Origin of the sequence: Actinoplanes sp. NPDC049265, assembly GCF_043197135.1 — a bacterium.
In the GTDB taxonomy this organism is placed as follows: Bacteria; Actinomycetota; Actinomycetes; order Mycobacteriales; family Micromonosporaceae; genus Actinoplanes.
In genome coordinates this window covers 24,205-45,100 of sequence record NZ_JBICSP010000036.1, presented here as the reverse complement: position 1 = coordinate 45,100, position 20,896 = coordinate 24,205, and the positions used below count along the sequence as shown (strand labels likewise).

Here is a 20,896-nt window from a genome sequence, read left to right as displayed (position 1 = left end):
CAACATATGGGGGATCTTTGGCTGACCGAAGGTCTAGCCGGGATCCCGCGAACGTCCTACCGTCACGCTATGAACCTGGAGCTGCGGCATCTGAAGGTGGTCTGCGCGATCGCCGAGACGGGCAGCGTGACCAAGGCGGCGTCCCAGCTCGGGCTCGCCCAGCCCGCTCTCACCGCGCAGTTGCAACGGATCGAACGCACGCTCGGCGGACCACTGTTCGAACGGGACCGGCGCGGCGCACGCCCGACCGCGCTGGGCGAACTGGTGCTCTCCCGCGCCCGGGTGCTCCTGCCGGCCATGAAGGGGCTGCAGGACGAGGCCGCCCGGCTCGCCGGCGCCGGCAGCGACGACACGATGAGCCGCTATCGAATCGGCCAGGTCGGCGGTCCGGTGATCGGCGGGCTGGTCAACCGGCTGTCCGAGGCACAGCCCGAGGCACAGATCTCCACCCACGCGTCGTACTACGTGGAGGAGCTGGCCAACATGGTCCGCGACGGGAAGCTCGACTTCGCCCAGGTCGGCGTGTGCGGCGATGCGATGCCGTCGGCCGACTACGGGCTGGTCTGGCAGACCGTCGCGGTGGACGGCGTCTGCGTGCTGATGCAGGAGGACTCGCCGTTCGCCAAGGGCGACGAGATCGACCTGGCCGAGCTGGCCGACGAGGAGTGGGCGGCCGGCACCGGCGACGGATGTTTCGCCGATTGTTTCGCGGCCGCCTGCGCGCGGGCCGGATTCACCCAGAAGCGCTGCCTGGAGACCGACATCCGCGGGGTGGTGGACATGGTCGAGTCCGGCGTCGCGCTGGGGCTGTGTCAGCCCACCTTCCGCGCGTCCACCGGACTCACCCACCGGCCGCTGGCCGGGGCGCCGGTGCGCTGGCGGCAGGTGCTCGGGTGGCATCCCGACTCACCCGCCGCCCGGGTCGCGCCCCGGCTGATCGGGATGGCGGTCGACGCCTACGAGGAGGTCGTCGCCCGCAATCCCCGTTACGTCGACTGGATCCGCGCGTTCCCGCACCTCGGCAGTAACACGCTCGCCGCCGCCTGAGAAGCGCCTCGCGCGGCAACCCGCTCGCCGCCGCGCGAGGGTGATGCACCCGTGTGCTCAGAACGGCTCTGAGCACACCGGCGCATCATCGGCGCGACCCGGGAATCAGGCCGCGGCCGGGGCCTCCGCGTGAGGTGATGCACCCGTGTGCTCAGAACGGCTCTGAGCACACCGGCGCATCACCGGCGCAACCCGCGAATCAGGCCGCGGCCGGGGCCGGGCTGGCGGCGGTCAGCGTGAGCTTCCCGTCGACCACGTCGGCGGTGACCGTGCGGCCCGGGGCCAGATCGGCCGCCAGCAGCATCCGGGAGAGCCGGTTGTCCAGCTCACGCTGGATGGTCCGGCGCAGCGGACGCGCCCCGAACTCGGGCTGGTAGCCCCGCTCGGCCAGCCAGTCGACCGCCGCCGTGGTCACCTTCAGCGAGATGTCCTGCGCGGCCAGCCGCTGCCGGGTCTCGCCCAGCAGCATCTCGGTGATCTGCCGCAACTGCTCGCTCTCCAACCGGCGGAAGACGATGATCTCGTCGATCCGGTTGACGAACTCCGGCCGGAACTGTTCCCGGAGACGCCGGTCGAGCTGGTCCCGGAAGGCGGCGTCGGCGGAGGAGCCGGTGTCGAAGCCGACGCTGCGCCGCGATCCGTCGATCAGGTCCGAGCCGATGTTGCTGGTCATGATCACCACGGTGTTCTTGAAGCTCACCGTGCGGCCCTGGCCGTCGGTCAGCCGGCCGTCGTCCAGCACCTGCAGCAGGATGTTGAACACGTCGGGGTGCGCCTTCTCGACCTCGTCCAACAGCACCACGCTGTATGGCCGCCGGCGCACCGCCTCGGTCAGCTGCCCGGCCTCGTCGTACCCGACGTATCCGGGCGGGGCACCGACCAGCCGCGACACGGTGTGCCGCTCCTGGAACTCGCTCATGTCCAGCCGCACCATCCGGTCGCTGTCGCCGAACAGCGCCTCGGCCAGCGACCGCGCCAGCTCGGTCTTGCCGACACCGGTCGGGCCGAGGAACAGGAAGCTGCCCACCGGCCGGTCGGGGTCGCCGAGCCCGGCCCGCGAGCGGCGTACCGCCTCGGCCACCGCGGCCACCGCGTCGTCCTGACCGACCACGTGGTCGTGCAGGTGCGCTTCGAGGCGCAGCAGGCGGTCCCGTTCCTCCTCGGTGAGCTGGGTGACCGGGATGCCGGTCGCCCGCGACACGACGTCGGCGATGTCGGCCGGGGTGACCTGCGGAATCTCGGCGTCGCGGACGGCCGGGGCCGATGACAGGGCGGCGATCTGGTCGCGCAGCTCGGACGCCCGCTCGTAGTTCTCGGTCGCCACCGCTTGATCGCGGTCACGGGTCAGCTGGTCGAGTTCTTCATCGATGCGGCGCAGGGCCGGCGACGGCGTCTTGACCCGCAGGCGCACGCGTGCGCCGGCCTGGTCGATCAGGTCGATCGCCTTGTCCGGCAGGAACCGGTCGGTGATGTAGCGGTCGGACAGCTCGGCCGCGGCGTCGAGGGCCGCGTCGGTGATGCGTACCTGGTGGTGGGCCTCGTAGTTGTCCCTCAGGCCGCGCAAGATCTGCACGGTGTCGGAGACCGACGGCTCGCCGACCAGGACCGGCTGGAAGCGGCGGGCCAGGGCCGCGTCCTTCTCGATGTGCTTGCGGTACTCGTCCAGTGTGGTCGCGCCGACCACGCGCAGCCGGCCGCGGGCCAGCGCCGGCTTGAGCATGTTGCTGGCGTCCATGCCGCCGCCCTCGCCGCCGCCACCACCGGCGCCGACCAGGGTGTGGATCTCGTCCAGGAAGACGATCAGGTCGTCGCCGTGCTCCTGGATCTCGTCGATCACCTTGCCCAGCCGCTCCTCGAAGTCACCGCGAAAGCGGGTGCCGGCGACCAGACCGGCCAGGTCGAGCTGGATGACCCGCTTGCCTTCGAGGGTCAGCGGGACGTCGTTGTCGACGATGCGCTGGGCCAGTCCCTCGACGATCGCGGTCTTGCCGACGCCGGCCTCGCCGATCAGCACCGGGTTGTTCTTGGTGCGGCGGGACAGCACCTCGACGGCCTGTTCGATCTCGTCGGCCCGGCCGATCACCGGGTCGATCTCGCCGCGCCGGGCCAGGTCGGTCAGGTCGACGCCGAACTGTTCCAGCGTCGGGGTCTTGCCGCTGCCACCGCCGGTGGTCGCCGGCTCGGGCTGGGCCAGCGTCCGCGGGTCCATCTTGCCGCCCAGCACGCGCCCGGCGGCCGAGTCGGGGTTGAGGCCCAGCGCCATCAGCACGTGCTCGGGTCCCACGTAGGACGAGCCGAGGGCCCGGGAGATCTGCAGGCTGTCCAGCAGCGCCCGTTTGGCCGCCGGTGTCAGGGCGATCGTCTCGGGGAGGGCGTCGCCGCGGGTGTCCGCGGTGTCGAGGTCGGCCAGTGCGGCGTCGGGGTCGGCGCCGGCCCGCTTGGCCAGGGCGCGAAGCTGGTCGTGCTGCAACGTGGCCCAGAGCAGGTCGTCGGTGTCGAGGTCGGCCACCAGGGCGCCCTCGGGGGTCGTGCGGGCGGCGCGCACGGCGGCGTCCGAGAGGACCGCGCGCGCGTCGTTGCTCATGTATTTGGTGATGTCGATCCGCTGCTGAGGACGCGGCTCCTCGCCGAAGAAGCGCCCGAACAGGTCGTCCCACTCGCTCATGTTCGTCTCCCAACGTGGGCCGCGGTTCCGGCCGCACAGTTGAGTCAACCCTTGTCAACTTTGCCGGATTCCCAGTCGCTGGGTGTGAGACGCTGATCTCATGGCTGAGCCACCTTTGTCATGCCCTTCCGGCCCTCGCCTGCGGCGCCGTCCGCAGCCGGCGGCTTCTGCCGCTCGGCGCAGGCGGTCATGACGGAATACCCGCTGCTGATCGTCGACGCCGCCAACGTCGTCGGGTCCAAGCCGGACGGTTGGTGGCGCGACCGCGCCGGGGCGGCCGAACGTCTGCGCGACGGCCTGGTCGTGGTCGCGCGGGACGGGCTGGCCGATGTCCCCGGCCCGCTGGACGTGCTGTTGATCGTGGAGGGCAAGGCCAAAGGCATAAAACCCATTCCGGGTGTACGGGTGGAAAGCGCACCGAACTCCGGCGACGACGCGATCGTCGACGCCGTCGATTTCGAAGACCCCGAACGCAGAGTAATCGTGGTAACAGCAGACCGTGAGCTGCGGCGACGCGTAATCGATCTCGGAGCCGAGGTGCGCGGACCGTCCTCTGTACCACGATGAGTGCTCTTGAATGAATGGGACGGCCGGGCATCCGGGCCCCACGAGGGGCGATACTCTGACCAGAAGTACCCAGTTACTCATCTCCGGGAGGCTGCACGAGTGGCCAGCGTCGCCGAGGTGCGCGCGGCAGTGGACGCCGCGTTGCAGCAGGTCACCGAGGGTCAGGCGGCGATTCAGGCGGCGCGGGAGAAGCTCGGCGAGGCCCAGCAGAGCCTGGCCGCCGCCCTGGACGGCAGCGCGAACGACGCGGTCGGCGCCGCGCACGCCTCCCTCTCCCAGGCCGACCAGCAGCTCGAGGAGTGCATGGGCGCCACCCTGCTCGCCATCGAGCAGGCACAGACCTACACGGCCGCCCTCTAGCCATGTCGATGCTGCAGGAACTCGGTGCCCAGCTACGGGCGACCTCCGACGAACTGCCCACCGGGCTGGTCACGGTGGCCATGGAGCGTCTGCGCAGTGCCACCGAGCTGCTCAACTGGGTCCGGCAGACCTCGGTCGACCCGATCGGCGTACCGCAGCTGGGCAACGCCACCGAGCACGCCGAGCACGCCGCCGCGGCGCTGCGGCTGGCCCAGGACGCGATCGCCTCGTACCTCGCGCAGGTCGGCCTGTCCGGCGAGAGCCAGGGCGGCGACCCCAACCGCGACTGGCGGGCCGGGCTGTCCGAGGACGACGAGAAGAACAAGGTGGCGCCACCGCCCGGCGACGACGACAAGCAGCCCCCGCCGGAACGCCTCGGCCCCTGGTGGCAGCGCCGGGTCGAGCAGCTGACCAACGAGGCCCCGCCACAGGCCGAGAACGGTAACGGCGGCGGCAGCAGCGGCAGCGGCAGCGGCCGGATGGGCACCACCGAGCTGCTGCGCAGCGTGGCCGGCCGGGTCCGGTCCGGCGATCGGGCCAGTCTCGGCCGCGACCTGCACAACGTCAACGCGGCGACCGGGCTGTCGCTGTCCGCCGCGGCCGGCCCGGTGCTCCGCCGGCTCGCCCGTGACCTGCTCGGCCACGACCCGCGGCCCGAGGACGTGAGCCGGCTGCGCAACGCGGTCTCGGGCCGGGTCCGCTCGCTTCTGCCGGGCATCTCGCCGGCCACGCTGGAACAGGTGATCACCCGGACCTGCCGGGCCAAGTCACCCGACGGCGAGGCCCCGCACCCGGCCGACTCCGCCGTCGCGTCCAGCGTGGTCGCCGGCGTGCTGCTGGCCCGGCTCGGCCGGGACGCCGGCACGCTCGACCCGTCCACGCCCGAGCCGCTGCCGCGGCACGACAACGACCGTGCGGTGAACGGCGCCGATGCCTGATCAGCTGTCCCCGCGGGCGCTCGACGTCCGCGCCGCCCTTACCCCGGCCGTGGGGGCGGGCGATGCCTGATCAGCTGTCCCAGCAGGCGCTCGACGTCCGCGCCGCCCTGGCCCAGGCCCTGGGGGCGGCCGACGCCACCCTGACCGAGGCCCGGTCGCAGCACATCGCCGCGGTCGAGCGCCGCGACCGGGTCGCCGCCGCCGCCGAACGCCAGCGCGTCCAGCTCGCCCTGGCCCGGGACAACCGGCTGCGCGACATCGACCACCGCCACCACGACGAGCTGGCCGCCCTGGCCGGTGCGGCCGCGGCGGCCGGGCAGACCGGGGCACCGGGCGCGGCCGGCGACCGGTGGGACAGCTGGCAGCCCACCCCCGGCATGCCCGGCGACACCGCCCCCGAACTGCGCATCGGGCGGCTGCTGCTGCCGTTCGACGGCGAGATCCCGGCCCTGGTGCCACTGCTCGACCGCGGCCACGTGGTCGTCCGTGGCGACGAACGGCTCGGCGACGAGGTGGTGGCCGGGCTGCTGCTGCGGGCACTCGGCTCGGCGCCGCCCGGCACCGTACGCCTGACCGGCTACGACCCCGAGAACCTGGGCGGCGGCCTGGCCGGGTTCGCCCCGCTGGCCGGCGCCGGCGTGCTGACCTTCGTCGGCCCCGGTGGCCTGCCCGCCCTGCTCGACGAGCTGGTCGAGCACGTGCGCCGGATCAACGAGACCGTGCTAGCCGGCGAGCACACGTCGCTGCGGGAGCTGGCCGCCGCCACCGGACGCCGCCCGGAACCGTGGCGGGTGGCCGTCCTGCTCAACCCCGGCGCCCTCGGCCGGCACGAGAGGCAGCAGCTGGAACGCCTGCTGCGCACCGGCGCGGCGTGCGGCGTACACCTGGTCGTCCGCGGTGTCGGGGTGCGCGCGGTGCCCGGCATCGAGGTGATCGAGGCGGCGGCCGGCGACCAGGCCCGCTCCAGCGGCGCCGGTGACCTGCCGATCCGGCTCGACCCGGGCCCACCGGCCACGGTGCTGACGCTGACCAGCCGGCGAATCGCCGACGAGGTCGCCGCCGGGCCGGCCCCGGTCGCGCTGGCCAGCCTGCTGCCCGCGGCCGAGTGGCAGGAGACCTCCGAGCTCGGCCTGACCGCGCCGCTGGGCGACAGCCCGCAGGGCACCGAGGTCCGGGTCACGCTGGCCGACTACCCGCCGCACGCGCTGATCGCGGGGCCGTCCGGCACCGGCAAGACCAACCTCATCTACGCCTGGATGGGCGCCCTTTCGGCCCGCTACTCCCCCACCGAGCTGGCCTTCTACCTGCTCGACTTCAAGGAGGGCGTGTCGTTCGCCCGGTTCGCGCCGGGCCGGCGTGACCCCAGCTGGCTCCCCCACGTGCGCCTGGTCGGGGTCAACGTGAACACCGACCGCGAGTTCGGGCTGGCCCTGCTCCGCTTCCTCGGCTCCGAGCTGCGGCGCCGGGCCGACGCGGCCAAGCGGCACGAGGTGACCAACCTGGCCGAGCTGCGGGCCGAGGACCCGGACGGCCACTGGCCCCGCATCGTCGCCGTGGTCGACGAGTTCCAGGTGCTGCTGGCCGGCCGGGACGCGGTCGCGTCGGAGGCGGTCGACCTGCTCGAAGACCTGGCCCGCCGGGGCCGGTCCCAGGGCATCCACCTGGTGCTGGCCAGCCAGGACGTGTCCGGCATCGAGGCGCTGTGGGGCCGGCCGGCGCTGGTCGCGCAGTTCTCGCTGCGGATCGCGCTGCCCCGGGCCCGGCGGGTGCTGGCCGAGACCAACCTGGCCGCCGAGTCGCTGCCGCGCTACCACGCGGTGGTCAACGCCGACTCCGGCGCCCATCCGGCCAACAAGGTGGTCCGGGTGCCGTCGGCCGGCGACCGGAACAGCTGGAACGAGCTGCAGCACCGGCTGTGGCGGCGGCGGCCGCACGACCTGCCGGCGCCGCGGCTCTTCGACGGCGACGCCATCCCGCGGCTCGAGGACAGCCCCGACTACCGCAAGCTCCAGGCCGGGGTGACGCTGCCGTCGCCGGTGGTGCTGCTGGGCGAGACCATCGACGTGACGGCTCGCTCCGCGCGTACCGAGCTGCGCCGCGCGCCCGGCCGCAACCTGGCCGTCCTGGGCACCCGGGTGGACGAGGCGTGCGCGGTGCTCGGCACGGCCGCGCGCTCGCTGGCCACCCAGTTCGAGCCCGGTGCGGTCCGGTTCTCGGTGGCCTGCCTGGACACCGACGCGAGCGGCGCGGTCGACACCCTCAAGGCCGACCTCAACCCGGCCGACACCGGCTTCTACGACGCGTCCAACGTGGACTGGCTGCTGGAGGACACGGCCGACGCGGCCGGGCAGGAGCCGGGTGACCGGCCGCACTTCCTGTTCCTGTACGCGGTCGACGCCGTGCCGTCGCTGGGCGGCAGCGTGCTTCGCATCCTGCGGCAGGGCCCGGAACGCCGGATCCACGTGCTGGGCTGGTGGCGGGGCGCGGCGCTGCTGCGGGACACCCTCGGCGGCCAGGCGTCGCGGACCGACCCGATCGGGGCCTGGGTGGCCCTCGATGTGCACGGCAGCGAGCTGGCACCGTATTTCCCCAGCGCCGGCGCCCCGGCCTGGTACCCGCGCCCGTGGCGGGCGCTGCACTTCGACCGCTCGGTGCACCGCGGCGCCGAGGTGATCATCCCCTACGGTGTGTCATGACCGCTCCCCTGCCCGGCCCCGACGACGCCGGCTACCGCGGCCTGGTCCGGCAGCTGGCCGGGCTGGACGCGGCCGCCGCCGGGGACCGCGCCGAAGCCGTCCAGTGGCACGACGAGCGGATCGCCATCGCCGCCGACCGGCTGCGCACTGCCGAGGAGGACGTCCGCGCCGCCCAGCAGGCGGTCCGGGCCGCGCAGAAGGCCCGCGAAGAGGTCGAGGCCGAGGTCGCCGACGCCTGGAACAGCTTCATCCACCAGACCGGGGGCAAGGCGGAACGGTTCGGTCGGACCGCCCCCGAGCCGACCATCCCGCACCAGCGCGACCGCAGCCCGGACGACTACCTGCAGGAGGCCGCGGCGACGGCCCGGGCCAAGGTGGCGCCGCCCCGGCCGTTGAGCGGGGCGACGACGCTGTTGTTCGCCGCGTTCGGCTTCCTCGGCGGCGCCTGCGGCGTGGCCGCCCACCAGCTGCTGCGCTGGTCCGGCCGGGAGGCGGGGGGCGACTGGGCGGTGGCGCTGCCGGTCCTGGCCCTGATCGTCATGCTGGCCGGGCCGGTGCTCGCGGTCTTCGGCGCCAAACGGGTGGTCGACCGGCGCGGGGTCGGGCTGGACGCCACGGCCGTCGCCACCGTGCTGGTCACCGGACTGTTCACGGCCGCCCTGCTGTGGGCGGCGGTCCGGCCGGCGGGCTGACCGCGTACAACGAGAATCTTTTTCGCCGTTAAGGCTCTCTTATGGAAGCCCGGAATACGGTCTCGCCATGTTGCCAGTCATGGTCACCGACATGGACGCCGGAAGACGCCCGCGGCCGATCGGCCTGCTCACCAACCTGCTCGCCGGCCAGAAGCTGGAGTTCGTCCGCCTCGGCCACGCCGTCGTGCTCGGCTTCTCCGGCGGCAGCCAGGTGCTGATCGAGACGCTCGCCCGCCTCGACGGCCCGGCCGGCCGGGTGTTCGTCGAGCCCGGCGACGAACCCTCCGACGACCTGGCGGCGCTGCTCGGTGACGTGGTCACCGGCGCGCGCACCTTCCGCGACGGCGAGCTGATGATCACCTTCGGCAGCGGGTCCGAGCTGCTGGTCGGCGTGGACGCCGACGTCGAGTCGTGGGCGGTGGCCGGCTCCGGCGGCGTGCTGATCGTCTGCCTGGCCCGCGGCGAGATCGCCGTCTGGGGCGATCAGCCCGCGTAGGACCGCAGTTTGGCCGGGTTCATCTGCCACAGCAGCCGGTCCACGCCATCCGCGGTGGCGGTCAGCGTGACCAGGCCGAGCAGCTGGTCGCCGCGGCGCAGCAGCACGCCCGGCCGGCCGTTCGCGGTCACCTGGCCGAAGGTCACCCCGGTCCAGTACCAGCTGGAGAACGCGGTGACGAACCGCGCGACCCGCTCGGCCCCGGTCACCACCAGGCGGGACACGTTCCGGGCGCCGTTACCGTCCGAGACGCTGGCCACGTCGGCCGCGAACAGTTTCTCCAGCGCGGCCAGCTCACCGTCGCGGGCCGCGTCCAGGAAGGTGGCGAGCAGCCGCCGCTGGGCCTCGGCCGGCACCTCGGCCTTCCGCTCGCCGGCCACGTGCTTGCGGGCACGGCTGACGAGCTGGCGCACGGCCGGCTCGGTCGACCGCAGGATCACGGCGATTTCGGCGTACGGGTAATCGAAGGCCTCGCGCAGCACATAGGCCGCGCGTTCCGGCGGGGTCAGCTTCTCCATCAGCGTGAGGACGGCGAGCTCCAGCGCCTCCCCGCGCTCGGCCCCGAGAAACGGGTCGGCGGCCGTGTCGACCGGCTCGGGCAGCCACGGCCCGACGTAGGTCTCGCGCCGCACCCGGGCCGACCGCAGCTCGTTGACGGCCAGCCGGGTCGTGACGGTGGCGAGGAAGGCGCCCGGGTTGCGTACCTCGTCGCGGTCGGTGCCCTGCCAGCGCAGCCACACGTCCTGTACGAGATCATCGGCCTCGCCGACGCTGCCGAGCATGCGGTACGCGATGCCGAACAGCCGCGGCCGCACCTCCTGGAAGGCCGCCGCCGCCTCGTCCAGCTCCACCCCCACCGCACCAACCTATCGCGCGAACACGTGGGGACATTCGCTCGGATCGATTCACTTCGGCTCAGGATCCGGCAATGCTCAAAGCCGTCAAGCCCCGCGCCGAGCGCCGCCAACCCGCCTGCCAACCCGCCTGCCAACCCGCCTCCGCCCGGGGTGACCCCGACCGGTGCGCGAGCCTCGACCTCCCCTGACCGCCTACCGCCACCGTCCCGAATCCCGCCCCCACCCGCGGCTCACCCACCCAACCGGACGCATCAACCGCCGATCGAGCCCTCACGCCGCCCTCCAAGGCCAGGCCGCATGTAGAAGTGCCGACCGGGCCGTCCCACCTGGCCAGCGCCGGTCCAGCCATCCGTCCGGGTAGCGCTGGCCGGGGCCATTTCGACTGTTCAGGCGCTTCGTCGACCCCCGCGCGACCGCCGCCCCCGACGTCTCTCCGCGGTGCCCTTTGCTCTGAGCACAAATATGCATCGCTCGGGTACCGCTGGTATGTGAGCGATGCGTATTTGTGCTCAGAGCAAAGCGCGCCCGGGGCCGACCTTTCGGGGGCATCGACGGGGACTCGCGGCCGCGGAACGGATCAAGGGGGTCGCGCGCCGGACGCCGGTGATCACGTCGCGAACGTTGGGCCGGGACCGGCCGGCGAAGCCGCGCCCGGCTACCACTTGGAAGCACGGTGGCAGGCCAGGGCGGTGCGCGAGGGGCCGACAGCGCGGGGGGGTACCGCTGGGGGTGGTCAGGGGGCGGGGATCAGGACGGCTTCCTTGAGGAGGCGGCGGGCCAGGACCAGGCGGTCGGGGTCGTCGTCCAGGGGGAGGTCGGCTACTCGGTGGAGGGTGCCGGACAAGGCCAGGCGCAGGGCGTCGGCACAGAAGGACGGGAAAGTCAGGGTCTGGCCGGGGAGATGGAGGACCACCTTGCCGGGGGTGTCAGTGGTCAGGTGCCAGCGGAGGCCGGGGCGGATGGTCACCTGGTCGTGAGGGGTCAGGGACTCGGCGAAGGCGAGCTGGGCCAGGGGAGCTATCGGCGCGGGGCGGGTGGATGGCCACACCCGGTCGCGGAGGCGGTCGGCTACCGCCGCCGGGTCGGCCGTCGGCAGCCAGACTCGCAGGGCTTCGACGGCCTCGGTCAGGGCGGGGGCGAGCGCGTCGGGGTCGGTCAGGTCCAGGCCGTACGGGAGGGTGGCCCGCAGGGACCGGTCGGTGGCGGCCAGGTTGAGCAGTTCCTCGACGATCGTGTAGCGGGTGAACGCGCGTACCCCGACGGTCAGGTGCAGTGATCGTTCGGTCTGGGCCGATGCGGCGTGCAGCCAGCCTCGCGGCAGGTAGAGGGCGTCACCGGGGGCCAGCACGGCGTCGATGAAGGGTTCACCGGCGGCGGTCGCCGTGACCTCGTCCTTGCGACCACCCCAGGCCTGGCGTTCCAGAGGCTCGGGCAGCACCGGCTCGTGGATGATCCAGCGTTTCGTGCCGTCGACCTGCAGCACGAAGACGTCGTGGGTGTCGTAGTGGGTGGCGAAGCCCTGGTTGCCGGGCGGGGTCAGGTAGGCGTTGACCTGCAGGGGCTGGTTGAGCTCGGCGCCGAGCCCCTCGGTGAAGTCGATCAGGGCCGGCCAGATGCGGTGCAGGCCCTGGAAGACCAGGGTCGCGCCTTCGGCGTACAGGCGCAGGATCTTGTCGTCGGCGACCTGGTCGCCCACCTCCGCGCCCAAGCCGCCGGGGGCGGTGAACCGCGTGGCCGGCAGCACCGTGCCGCGGTCGGCGACGCGCAGGAACGGTGTGCGCAGGCCGCGCCGGCTGAGCAGTTCGTCGGCGTCGCGGGGGGAGAACAGGTCGGTGAAGCCACCGCCCGGCAGTTCGCCGGCACGGGAGAGCAGCGGCTGCCGCCCCCAGTACGCGTCGGCGAACTTGTCCGGGTCGGTGGCGATCAGACGGGTGAGCACGGGTCAGGCGTTGCCGTCGGCGCCGCCATCGTGGCCACCAGGGTTGGCGCCTCCGTCGGCCGGGCCCTCGCCCGCGCTGCCGTCGGCCCCGCCGTCGTGGCCACCCGGGTTGGCGCCACCGTCGGCCGGACCCTCGCCACCCGCGGAACCGTCGGCCCCGCCGTCGTGACCACCAGGGTTCGCGCCACCGTCGGCCGGACCCTCCGAAGCACCCGCACCGCCGGAAGTAATGTCCTCGTCACTGAGTCGCATGACGATCTCCTTTCGCTGTGATCCACCGTCTACCCTCACCGCCCACGGCTAACCCTCCGCATATCGGGTATGCGACCGGAGTGTTGGAGATCGGAACCTCGGGCTGGCAGTACAAGGACTGGAAGGGCGCCTTCTATCCGGAGAAGGTGCCGCAACGGCTGTGGCTGGAGCGGTACGCGGAGTCCTTCGCGACGGTCGAGGTGAACAACGCGTTCTACCGGCTGCCCGAGAGGTCGACGTTCGAGGGCTGGCGGGAACGCACCCCGGGCGACTTCCGGTTCGCGGTCAAGATGAGCCGCTTCCTGACCCACATCAAGCGGCTGCGGGATCCGGCCGAGCCGGTGGAACGGTTCCTGTCCCGGGCGGCGGGGCTCGGCGACAAGCTGGGGCCGGTGCTGATCCAGCTGCCGCCGACGATGCGCGCCGACCCGGCCGCGTTGGACGACACGCTGCGGCGCTTCCCGGTTCGGTCAAGGTCGCGGTCGAGCCGCGGCATCCGTCGTGGTGGACCGATCAGGTGCGCGACATCCTGGGTGCGCACGGCGCGGCGCTGGCCTGGGCCGACCGCCGAGGGCGGCCGCAATCGCCGTTGTGGGTCACCGCCGGGTGGTGCTACCTGCGCTTGCATGAGGGCAGGGCGAACCCATGGCCACGGTACGGGGTGAAAGCCCTCGATTCCTGGCTGGCCCGGCTCCGGGCGCGCGGCCAGGCCTACGTCTACTTCAACAACGACCAGCACTGTGCCGCGGTGGCCGACGCGAGCGCGCTGGCCCGGCGGGCCCGCCGTCCCACCACGCGGACCCCGTAGATTTGGCCCGTGCGGCACATCGAGTTGAACGGCCAGGCCCCGAGTGTGGAGGCGCTGTCCGCGATCGCGGTCACCAACTACGGCCACTACACCTCGATGCAGGTCCGCGACGGCCGGGTCCGCGGCATGGCGTTGCACCTGGCCCGGCTGGACGACGCCAACGAGAAGTTCTTCGGTGACCGCGGCGACGTCGACGACGAGCTGCGGCTGCGGTCCTGGATCAGGCACGCCCTGGGCGACCGGCAGGATGCTTCGGTGCGGGTCGCGTACACCGACGAAGGGGTTCTGATCTCGGTTTCCGACCCGGTCGAGGAGCCGGTCGAGCCGATCCGGGTGCGGACCGAGGTGTACGAGCGGCCGTGGCCGGAGCAGAAGCACGCCGCGACCATGGGCCTGCGGTACGCCTACCGCACCGCGCGCGAGGCCGGCTACGACGACGCGCTGTTCCTGGCCCCCGACGGCCTGGTGCTCGAGGGCACGGCCTGGAACGTGGCGTTCTGGGACGGCGGCCAGGTCGTCCTGCCGGTGGCGCCGATGCTCAAGGGCGTGACGATGGTGCTGCTGCAGGTGGCGATGTCGATGACCGGCATACCGTGGACGATGCGCCAGGTCCGCCGCGAGGAACTCCCCGACCTGCTGGCCGCCGCGGCCATCAACTCGCACTCCCCCGGCCTGCGCGTCGCCGCGATCGACGACATCGTCTTCGACGAGCACGAGAAGCTGACCGAGGCCCTGCACACGGCCTGGGACACGGTCCCGTGGGACGACATCTGACATGCACACGCCGTCTATCCGGGCGCTGCTCCTGCCGGCCCGCCCGGACCGGGCCTCGCTGTCGTCGACGTCAGTCCGCGTCCTCGGCGTCCAGCAGGTCGATCAGCGTTGAGGCGTTGCGCTGGGCGTAATCGGTGTAGCAGTTGTTCATGAAAACCTGGGTGGTGCCGGTCTCGGCGGCCAGGTTTTTCAGGCGCGGGGCCCACTCGGCCAGTTCGGCGGTCGAATACTCGTAGCCGAACTTCTCGTGGATGTCCTTGCTGGTCCATTTGTCGCTGTGGCCGTGGAAGCGGACCACCGCGAGATCGTCGGCCGTCGCCGCGACGACCGGCGGGACCGAGGACTTGTGGCCCTGAGGCATGTCCACGCAGACGAACGGCAGCTTGTGGGCGCGCAGGAAGTCGAGGGTCTCGTTCTGGTTGGCGCCCTCGAACCAGGAGGCGTTGCGGAGCTCGAAGACCGGGCGCAGCGGTTTGCAGCGGGCCGCGACCTCGAGCATGTATTCCTTGTTGGACTTGCGGATGCCGAACCACGGCGGGAACTGGAACAGCAGTGCGCCCAGTTTGCCCGCCTCGACCAGCGGGTCCAGGGCGCTCAGGAAACGCGTCCAGATCTCCTCGTACACCTGCGGTGGAAGATCTTGGGGGTAGACGTTCTTTTTCCCCGTGTCGGGACGCAGATCCTTGTAGATCGAGCTGACCTTGGTCGGGTGCCCGGTGAGCAGGCTGAACGCCTTGATGTTGAAGGTGAAGCCGGCCGGCGTACGCTCGGCCCAGAGTTTGGTCGTCTGCTCGTTGGGCGGGCCGTAATAGGTGGCGTCGACCTCGACCACCGGGAACTGCTTGGCGTAGTAGGCCAGGCGCTTCTCCGGGTTCGTGGCCGTTTGCGGGTACCACCCCGAGTCGAGCAGCGTGCGGTCGGTCCACGACGCGGTCCCGACCTGGATCTTTCCCATGAATGCACGCTAGCGGCCCGCCGCCGCCGATGCGCGACGGGCCGTCGGACGAGCGTCAGCCGGCGCGGCGCTCCCGCGTCGACTTGCAGGCCACGCACGTGGTGGCCGACGGGAACACCTCGAGGCGCGCCGCCGGGATGGGCTGGGCGCATCCCTCGCAGTTGCCGTAGGTGCCCTCGTCCAGGCGCTGCAGCGCGGCCTCGGCCTGCTGGCGCCGGTCCAGGAGGGTACGCAGCAGCGAGGTCGCCGCGTCCCGTTCCGCCGTCTTGGACCCGCTGTCGGCCTGGTCGTCGCCGGCCGCGTCGCCGATCTCGACCAGCCGCAGCTTCTGGTTCTCGGCCACCGCCAGGGCGTACTCGGTGTCGAGCGACTCGAAGCGCTCGCGCAGCACCACCCGGATCTGCTCGGTCTCCTCCGCGGAACGCCCCTTGACGGCACTCTTACCCGCGATCACAGCTCCATTGACGAGCATGCGTTCCCCCTGCCCTTCCCTCTGCCCCTTGCCGGCGGGTCCCCCGCAGCCGGCCCCACACCGTGGAGCCGCCTGATACCCGCCGCCGAAGATCCCAAACCGGATCTTCGCTGAAAAGTAGTCGGAGCATAACTGTCCGTGCTGGTTTCCGCCATGGACCTCGCTATCGGGTCGCCTCACCGCAGGTCAACGCGGGTGCACGGGGTCCCAGAACGTGGAAGGTCAGAAGCGGTCGAGCACGAGCGCGGGGCGCGCCGGGTGATCCATCCGGACCACGACATCGGCGAAAGAAGCCGGGTCGACCTCGTCGGCATAGCGGGCGTACGCGGGCAGCGTCCACGCCTCGGCCGGGTCGGTGCGGCGGGCCAGCGCCGCCGGGGAGAGCTCCAGATGCACGCTGACGTCGAAGGGCAGCCCGGCGCCGAGCAGCAGGGCCCCGCTGACGATCACGACCGCGCCGGCGGGCAGGTCGGCGTAGGGCTCGCGGGTGGCCCGGTCGGTCTCGGCGTTCCAGAGCCGGGTGATGATCTTGCCGGTGCCGCCCGGGCCGGCCGGGTCGAGCACCTCGCGGCGCAGGCCGGCCTCGTCGACCCAGGCCGTGTAGAACGCGTCGGGGCTGGTGCGGCCCAGCTCGAAGCGCAGGGAGGCGGGGCGCAGGAAGTCGGCCGTACGGATGCGGACGGCCGGGCGGCCACGCAGCCGCAGCGGGCCGACCAGGGCGTCGGCCAGGTCCTCGGGCCGGGCGGCGGGCGGGCCGTCGATGGCCACCCGCACTGAGCCGGCCGGGCCGTCGGGCCGCGCCGTTCCGTCAGCCACCCGCGCCCGTGCGTCGGGCCGCGCCACTTCGTCAGCCACCCGCGCCCGGTCATCGGGCCGCGCGCTCGCGTCGGCCGCCCGGGCGCGGTCACCGGAGCCGGCCAGGAGGTCGGCCAGCTCCTCGACGAGCGCCTCAGGCGAGACCGGGCGTACGTGCAACGTCAGTCGTGCGGCTGGACCACGATGTGCGCGTCGTCGGCCAGGCGGTAGCCCACGCCGTAGACGGTCGTGATCAGCGACACCTGCGGGCCCAGCTTGAGCCGCAGCCGGCGGACGTGCACGTCGACCGTGCGCTCGCCGGTGTGCTCGTAGCCCCAGACCCCGGCCAGCAGCTGGGCGCGGGTGAAGACGCGGCGGCGGTTGCTCGCCAGGAACTGCAGCAGCTCGAACTCGAGCCGGGTCAGCGGCAGGGCATCGCCGTCGACCAGGACCTGGCGCGAGGAGACGAGCAGCCGCACCTCGGGGCCGGTGCCGGGCTCGCCGATGGTCTGCACGGGCAGCAGCGCCGCCGGGCCCTCGGACACCTGACCGCCGGCCTCGGCGAGGTCGCGGACGGCGTCGATCAGGCGCTGCGCCTCGGGGCTGAGCTCCTGCTCGGTCATCGGGATGGTGATCGTGAGGGTCAGCGAGGGCGCCGCCGCGGGCGTCTCGACCGGCGCGTGGGTCGCCGGCTCGGAAGCCCGGCGAGCGGCCGGAACGCGCGCACCCCTCGTGCTGTGCCGACCCGGACGTGCTTTCAAAGCCGTGCCCGGCATGATCAAGACCCTCCCCAGCGCCGCATGAATAGGCGCACGTGCAAATGCATTATCCTGCGCCCAGTAACCGCCGAAACAGTAGCGCGGCAGATGCCGCTTCACAGTCAGATATCACTCGTTCTCGTGTGCGATTCTCGTCACGGTCTAAACTTTTTCTTAATCGTCGGTAAGCGGCAGGCGCCAGCCCGGGATCGATGGCCACCGTACGGTCAGAACCACCGTTTCCTCGTTACCCGCACGCCATGAATGGTCCACACCCGGCCCCCAGACGACATAGTCGCCCGGTTCGCGCAGCACCACCGTGCGATCACGCAACTCGATGTCGAACGCGCCCCGGATCAGGACCAGCAACGCCGTCCGCGTCTCACCGGTGGCCCACGCCGCACGCCGATCACCCGGCGGATGGACGCCCCACTTCACCTCGACCTCGCGTGAGTGCAGCAGATCGCCCTCGGGCATGAAATGGCCCAGCAGCCAACCCTGGTTGCGGACACCGTCGTCGCCCGCGCGCCCGACGTAGACGCCCTCACCCACCCCGGAAGGTTATCTTCGGCTGGTGGCAGACGATGTGGCGGGTCAGACGGCGGCCCTGGGGTTCCTCGCGGCGCTGGACGACGAGCAGGCGACGGTGGCGCGGCGGCCGTTCGGCGACGGTCAGCGGCGCTGGCTGGAGTACCGGCCCGAGCCGCGCCCCGGCCTCGCGCTGGCCGATATGGACACCGTGGCCCGCAAGGCCGCGCACCGGCTGCTCGCGAGCGCGCTCACCCCGCCCGCGTACGCCCAGGCCATGGCCGTTGTCGCGCTCGAGGAGGTGCTGGACCGGCGGGAGAACTGGGTCCGCGACCGGCGCGGCGACAACTACCGCGTGGTGATCTTCGGGACGCCGGGCGAGGAACGGTGGGCGTGGCGGTTCGAGGGGCACCACCTGTCGGTGACGGTCACGGTGGTGGACGGCGTGGTGTCGCCGGCGCCGATCTTCCTGGGCGCCAACCCGGCCCGGGTCGACCTGGCCGGGCGTCCGGTCCTGCGGCCGCTGGGCATCGAGGAGGATCTGGGCCGGGCCATCCTGCTCGCCCTGCCGGCCGGGCAACGAGACCGGGCGATCGTTAACGACCAGTCGCCGTTCGACATCTACTCGGGGCCTCGGCCGTCCTCGTCCCGCATCGAGCCCACCGGCCTGCCCCGCAGCGACATGTCTGGAAATATCGGGCAGATGCTCGACGAGCTCGTCGCGATCTACCTGAGCCGCTCGGCCTTCCCGCTGAACACCGGCAACCTGCATTTCGCCTGGGAGGGCCCGCCCGGACCCGGAGTGGGCCACTACTACCGGATCCAGGGCGACGACGTGCTCATCGAGTTCGACAACACCACCGCCGACGGCAACCACGCCCACACCGTGCTGCGGCGCCCGAGAGGTGAGTTCGGCGGCGACCTGCTCGCCGAACACCACCACTCAGACCATTAGGCGTGTCTCGCAGTCCGGCCGAGGCTGCGCAACGCGGCCTAGTTGCCGCTCGATGTCAGACGCCGGCCGACCGCCGCGATCAGGCGGTCCAGCTCCGAGCCGAACGGGTTGTCGTGCACCAGGTAGGTCCAGGTGGCGCTGGGCCGCACGATCTCGGCGCGGTCCGGCTCCCAGCCGTCGGAGAGGTCGACCTCCTCGAACGTCTCGATGGTGCGCGACTCGATCTCGGTGAACACCTTCTGGAACGCCGGCACCGCCGCCCGGTGGAACTCGTCCAGCGGGTCCAGCTTGCCCAGCGCCCGCAGGTGCACGCCCTCGCGAACCTCGGACAACTCGGCCAGATGCTCGGCCCACAGCCGGTCCAGGTGGAACAGCGCGATCGACCGGGCCGCATCGGAGAGCACGTCCTCGTCGGTCTCCTTGGCCTTGTCGGGCGAGCGCTCCAGCAACATGATCGCCGCCACCTCGGAGGTCAGCAGCCGCTCGCGGCGCTCGGCCAGCGCCACCCGCTGCTGCTCGATCACCACGCTGTAGCGCCAGGTGTTGCGGTGGATCTCGTGGTTGACACCCTCGGCGACGCGCTGGGCGTGCTCGACCGCGTACTCCACCGTGTCGTCGTGCACCACGCCGTCCATGTCCATCCGCGGTGAACGCGGCAGAATGTCGCCCGCGTGCCGAGTGACCAGGGCGTCCTCCAGGCTGACGAAGAACACCGAGCCCCCCGGGTCGCCCTGCCGGCCGGCCCGGCCCCGCAACTGGTCGTCCACCCGGCGGCTGTCGTGCCGGCCCGAGCCGATCACGTACAGGCCGCCCAGCTCGACCACCCGGTCGCGATCCTTCTCGTCCGAACCGCCGAGCCGGATGTCGACACCCCGACCGGCCATCTGCGTCGACACGGTGACCGCGCCCAGAGCGCCCGCCTCGGCGATGATCGACGCCTCCTCGGCGTCGTTCTTGGCGTTCAACACGTTGCTCGGCACGCCGGCCGCGGCCAGCTGCTTGGCCAGCAGCTCGGACGCCTTCACGTCGAGGGTGCCGATCAGCACCGGCCGACCCTTGTCGTGGGCGATCTTGATCTCTTCGACCAGCGCCCGGTCGCGGTCCTCGTGCAGCGAGTAGATCCGGTCCGGTTCGTCCTCGCGGATGTTCTCGGTGTTCGGCGGGATCACCGCCACCTCGAGCCCGAAGTACTCGCGGAGCTGCTCGCCCACGTGCACCGCGGTCGCCGTCATACCGCACTTGGTGACGTACAACGCGATGAACGCCTGCACGGTGATCGTGTCGAGAACCTCGCCCTCGGCGGTCGCGCTCAGACCCTCCTTGGCCTCCACCGCCGCCTGCAGGCCGTCCGGCCAGCGACGCCGCTGGGCGACCCGGCCGCGCATCTCGTCGATCAGCTCGACCGTGCCGCCGCGCACGATGTAGTCGACGTCGCGGCGGAGCAGGGCGTGGGCGTGCAGCGCGACGTTGACCGCCGACAGGTGGGCGACCTGATCGTCGGCGTACAGATCGATGCCGAGCTTCTCCTCGAGCTTCTTCAGGCCGGCGTCGGTGAAGGCGACACTCCGGCCGTCCTCGGCGACCTCGTAATCCTTGCCCGCCTTGAGGTCGCGGACCAGATCAGCCGCCTCGTGCACCGGGTCGGCCTCGGTGGCCAGGCTGCCGGCCAGCACCATCGGCACGCGGGCCTCGTCGATCAGGATCGAGTCGGCCTCGTCCACGATGCAGGTGGCCAGCTCGCGCTGCACCCGGTCGGCCACGTCGGTGACCAGCTGGTCGCGCAGGTAGTCGAAGCCGGCCTCGGACACCGACACGTAGGTGACGTCGGCCAGGTAAGCCTCGCGGCGTTCCTGCGGGGTGGACGCCTCGGTCACCCAGCCCACGGACAGGCCGAGCAGGGTGTAGACCGGCTCCATCCACTCCGCGTCACGGCGGGCCAGGTAGTCGTTGACGGTGAGGATGTGCACCGGCCCGTGACCGGTACGCACGTGCCCGAACGCGGCGATCGTCGCCGTCAGCGTCTTGCCCTCACCGGTGGCCATCTCGGCGACCTTGCCGGAGAGCAGCGCCATCGCGCCGAGCAGCTGCACGTCGAACGGGCGCTCGTCCAGGGCGCGCCGGGCGGCCTCACGGCCCACCGCGCAGATGTCGGTGAAGTCCTTGGCCTCGGCGGCCTTCGCGGTGAGCGCCTCGTCGTCCAGTTCCTTCAGATCGTCTTCGAGCGCCTCGACGGCCGGAAGCCGCTTCTCGAACGGCGCGAGATCGACCGTCGTACCCGGACGCTGCAAAAACTTGCGGAAACGCTTCTTGAACCGCTGCGACACACCCATGGCCGGTTACCG

General features: G+C 72.1%; 19 protein-coding genes and 1 pseudogene. 10 read left to right on the top strand and 10 right to left on the bottom strand.

The window, feature by feature from the left end:
* The first annotated feature begins 69 nt into the window (after positions 1 to 69).
* Positions 70 to 1,047, top strand: a complete 978-nt coding sequence (locus ACGFIO_RS42960) for a LysR family transcriptional regulator (protein WP_392836738.1) — start codon at positions 70 to 72, stop codon at positions 1,045 to 1,047.
* A 199-nt stretch (positions 1,048 to 1,246) separates the two neighbouring features.
* On the opposite strand, the gene ACGFIO_RS42955 is transcribed toward ACGFIO_RS42960, so the two are convergent.
* Positions 1,247 to 3,712, bottom strand: coding sequence for an ATP-dependent Clp protease ATP-binding subunit (locus tag ACGFIO_RS42955; RefSeq protein ID WP_392836735.1), 2,466 nt, complete (start codon positions 3,710 to 3,712; stop codon positions 1,247 to 1,249).
* Between the two features lie 189 nt (positions 3,713 to 3,901).
* Here ACGFIO_RS42955 and ACGFIO_RS42950 point away from each other — a divergent pair, with 189 nt between their 5' ends.
* The 6 genes from ACGFIO_RS42950 (at position 3,902) to ACGFIO_RS42925 (ending at position 9,461) form a co-directional block, all read left to right on the top strand.
* Positions 3,902 to 4,279, top strand: a complete 378-nt coding sequence (locus ACGFIO_RS42950) for a hypothetical protein (RefSeq protein WP_392836732.1) — start codon at positions 3,902 to 3,904, stop codon at positions 4,277 to 4,279.
* 99 nt (positions 4,280 to 4,378) lie between these two features.
* Positions 4,379 to 4,639 carry a hypothetical protein gene (locus ACGFIO_RS42945; protein WP_392836729.1) on the top strand — a complete coding sequence of 87 codons (261 nt, stop codon included), beginning with the start codon at positions 4,379 to 4,381 and terminating at the stop codon, positions 4,637 to 4,639.
* 2 nt (positions 4,640 to 4,641) lie between these two features.
* Entirely contained in the window at positions 4,642 to 5,577 is a 936-nt protein-coding gene (locus tag ACGFIO_RS42940) for a hypothetical protein (protein WP_392836727.1), read from the top strand.
* Between the two features lie 62 nt (positions 5,578 to 5,639).
* Complete coding sequence (locus ACGFIO_RS42935) at positions 5,640 to 8,273, top strand: FtsK/SpoIIIE domain-containing protein (RefSeq protein ID WP_392836725.1); 2,634 nt, start codon at positions 5,640 to 5,642, stop codon at positions 8,271 to 8,273.
* Positions 8,270 to 8,965: a hypothetical protein gene (locus ACGFIO_RS42930; RefSeq protein ID WP_392836723.1), complete on the top strand. Its 696-nt coding sequence runs from the start codon at positions 8,270 to 8,272 to the stop codon at positions 8,963 to 8,965. Before ACGFIO_RS42935 ends, ACGFIO_RS42930 begins: the two co-directional genes overlap by 4 nt.
* 67 nt (positions 8,966 to 9,032) lie before the next feature.
* Positions 9,033 to 9,461, top strand: coding sequence for a DUF6188 family protein (locus ACGFIO_RS42925; RefSeq protein ID WP_392836720.1), 429 nt, complete (start codon positions 9,033 to 9,035; stop codon positions 9,459 to 9,461).
* On the opposite strand, the gene ACGFIO_RS42920 is transcribed toward ACGFIO_RS42925, so the two are convergent.
* The 3 genes from ACGFIO_RS42920 to ACGFIO_RS42910 form a co-directional block, all read right to left on the bottom strand.
* Complete coding sequence (locus tag ACGFIO_RS42920) at positions 9,449 to 10,318, bottom strand: RNA polymerase sigma-70 factor (protein ID WP_392836718.1); 870 nt, start codon at positions 10,316 to 10,318, stop codon at positions 9,449 to 9,451. The two genes, ACGFIO_RS42925 and ACGFIO_RS42920, sit on opposite strands and share 13 nt — an antisense overlap.
* A 733-nt stretch (positions 10,319 to 11,051) precedes the next feature.
* Positions 11,052 to 12,257, bottom strand: a complete 1,206-nt coding sequence (locus ACGFIO_RS42915; protein ID WP_392836715.1) for a cupin domain-containing protein — start codon at positions 12,255 to 12,257, stop codon at positions 11,052 to 11,054.
* Between the two features lie 3 nt (positions 12,258 to 12,260).
* A complete protein-coding gene (locus ACGFIO_RS42910; RefSeq protein ID WP_392836713.1) occupies positions 12,261 to 12,509 on the bottom strand; it encodes a hypothetical protein in 249 nt (82 codons plus the stop codon).
* Positions 12,510 to 12,526: 17 nt separating this feature from the next.
* Between ACGFIO_RS42910 and ACGFIO_RS42905 the strand changes: the two are divergent.
* A pseudogene (locus tag ACGFIO_RS42905) lies at positions 12,527 to 13,317 on the top strand (DUF72 domain-containing protein).
* 9 nt (positions 13,318 to 13,326) lie between these two features.
* The gene (locus ACGFIO_RS42900) at positions 13,327 to 14,091 is read left to right on the top strand and encodes an aminotransferase class IV (protein WP_392836711.1); all 765 of its coding nucleotides are present in this window, start codon (positions 13,327 to 13,329) and stop codon (positions 14,089 to 14,091) included.
* Between the two features lie 70 nt (positions 14,092 to 14,161).
* Here ACGFIO_RS42900 and ACGFIO_RS42895 read toward each other — a convergent pair whose 3' ends face one another.
* From ACGFIO_RS42895 to ACGFIO_RS42875, 5 genes are all read right to left on the bottom strand, one after another.
* Positions 14,162 to 15,046 (bottom strand): DUF72 domain-containing protein, encoded by an 885-nt coding sequence (locus tag ACGFIO_RS42895; protein ID WP_392836708.1) that lies wholly within the window; start codon positions 15,044 to 15,046, stop codon positions 14,162 to 14,164.
* A gap of 55 nt (positions 15,047 to 15,101) precedes the next feature.
* Positions 15,102 to 15,518 (bottom strand): TraR/DksA family transcriptional regulator, encoded by a 417-nt coding sequence (locus ACGFIO_RS42890; RefSeq protein ID WP_392836706.1) that lies wholly within the window; start codon positions 15,516 to 15,518, stop codon positions 15,102 to 15,104.
* Positions 15,519 to 15,740: 222 nt separating this feature from the next.
* Positions 15,741 to 16,493 (bottom strand): uridine kinase, encoded by a 753-nt coding sequence (locus ACGFIO_RS42885; protein WP_392836703.1) that lies wholly within the window; start codon positions 16,491 to 16,493, stop codon positions 15,741 to 15,743.
* 2 nt (positions 16,494 to 16,495) lie between these two features.
* Positions 16,496 to 17,089 carry a winged helix-turn-helix domain-containing protein gene (locus ACGFIO_RS42880; protein ID WP_392836700.1) on the bottom strand — a complete coding sequence of 198 codons (594 nt, stop codon included), beginning with the start codon at positions 17,087 to 17,089 and terminating at the stop codon, positions 16,496 to 16,498.
* 156 nt (positions 17,090 to 17,245) lie between these two features.
* A complete protein-coding gene (locus tag ACGFIO_RS42875) occupies positions 17,246 to 17,623 on the bottom strand; it encodes a signal peptidase I (RefSeq protein ID WP_392836697.1) in 378 nt (125 codons plus the stop codon).
* A gap of 22 nt (positions 17,624 to 17,645) precedes the next feature.
* Between ACGFIO_RS42875 and ACGFIO_RS42870 the strand changes: the two genes are divergently transcribed.
* Positions 17,646 to 18,554, top strand: a complete 909-nt coding sequence (locus ACGFIO_RS42870; RefSeq protein WP_392836695.1) for a DUF3500 domain-containing protein — start codon at positions 17,646 to 17,648, stop codon at positions 18,552 to 18,554.
* 38 nt (positions 18,555 to 18,592) lie between these two features.
* Here the strand turns inward: ACGFIO_RS42870 and secA2 are convergent, their stop codons facing one another.
* Positions 18,593 to 20,884 carry an accessory Sec system translocase SecA2 gene (gene secA2, locus ACGFIO_RS42865; protein WP_392836693.1) on the bottom strand — a complete coding sequence of 764 codons (2,292 nt, stop codon included), beginning with the start codon at positions 20,882 to 20,884 and terminating at the stop codon, positions 18,593 to 18,595.
* Positions 20,885 to 20,896: the final 12 nt, after the last annotated feature.

Bases quoted from the DNA above. Each gene is read 5' to 3' on its own strand.
- ACGFIO_RS42960 (WP_392836738.1), top strand. From the start codon at position 70: ATGAACCTGGAGCTGCGGCATCTGAAGGTGGTCTGCGCGATCGCCGAG.
- ACGFIO_RS42955 (WP_392836735.1), bottom strand. From the start codon at position 3,712: ATGAGCGAGTGGGACGACCTGTTCGGGCGCTTCTTCGGCGAGGAGCCG.
- ACGFIO_RS42950 (WP_392836732.1), top strand. From the start codon at position 3,902: ATGACGGAATACCCGCTGCTGATCGTCGACGCCGCCAACGTCGTCGGG.
- ACGFIO_RS42940 (WP_392836727.1), top strand. From the start codon at position 4,642: ATGTCGATGCTGCAGGAACTCGGTGCCCAGCTACGGGCGACCTCCGAC.
- ACGFIO_RS42935 (WP_392836725.1), top strand. From the start codon at position 5,640: ATGCCTGATCAGCTGTCCCAGCAGGCGCTCGACGTCCGCGCCGCCCTG.
- ACGFIO_RS42930 (WP_392836723.1), top strand. From the start codon at position 8,270: ATGACCGCTCCCCTGCCCGGCCCCGACGACGCCGGCTACCGCGGCCTG.
- ACGFIO_RS42925 (WP_392836720.1), top strand. From the start codon at position 9,033: ATGTTGCCAGTCATGGTCACCGACATGGACGCCGGAAGACGCCCGCGG.
- ACGFIO_RS42910 (WP_392836713.1), bottom strand. From the start codon at position 12,509: ATGCGACTCAGTGACGAGGACATTACTTCCGGCGGTGCGGGTGCTTCG.
- ACGFIO_RS42895 (WP_392836708.1), bottom strand. From the start codon at position 15,046: ATGGGAAAGATCCAGGTCGGGACCGCGTCGTGGACCGACCGCACGCTG.
- ACGFIO_RS42890 (WP_392836706.1), bottom strand. From the start codon at position 15,518: ATGCTCGTCAATGGAGCTGTGATCGCGGGTAAGAGTGCCGTCAAGGGG.
- ACGFIO_RS42880 (WP_392836700.1), bottom strand. From the start codon at position 17,089: ATGCCGGGCACGGCTTTGAAAGCACGTCCGGGTCGGCACAGCACGAGG.
- secA2 (WP_392836693.1), bottom strand. From the start codon at position 20,884: ATGGGTGTGTCGCAGCGGTTCAAGAAGCGTTTCCGCAAGTTTTTGCAG.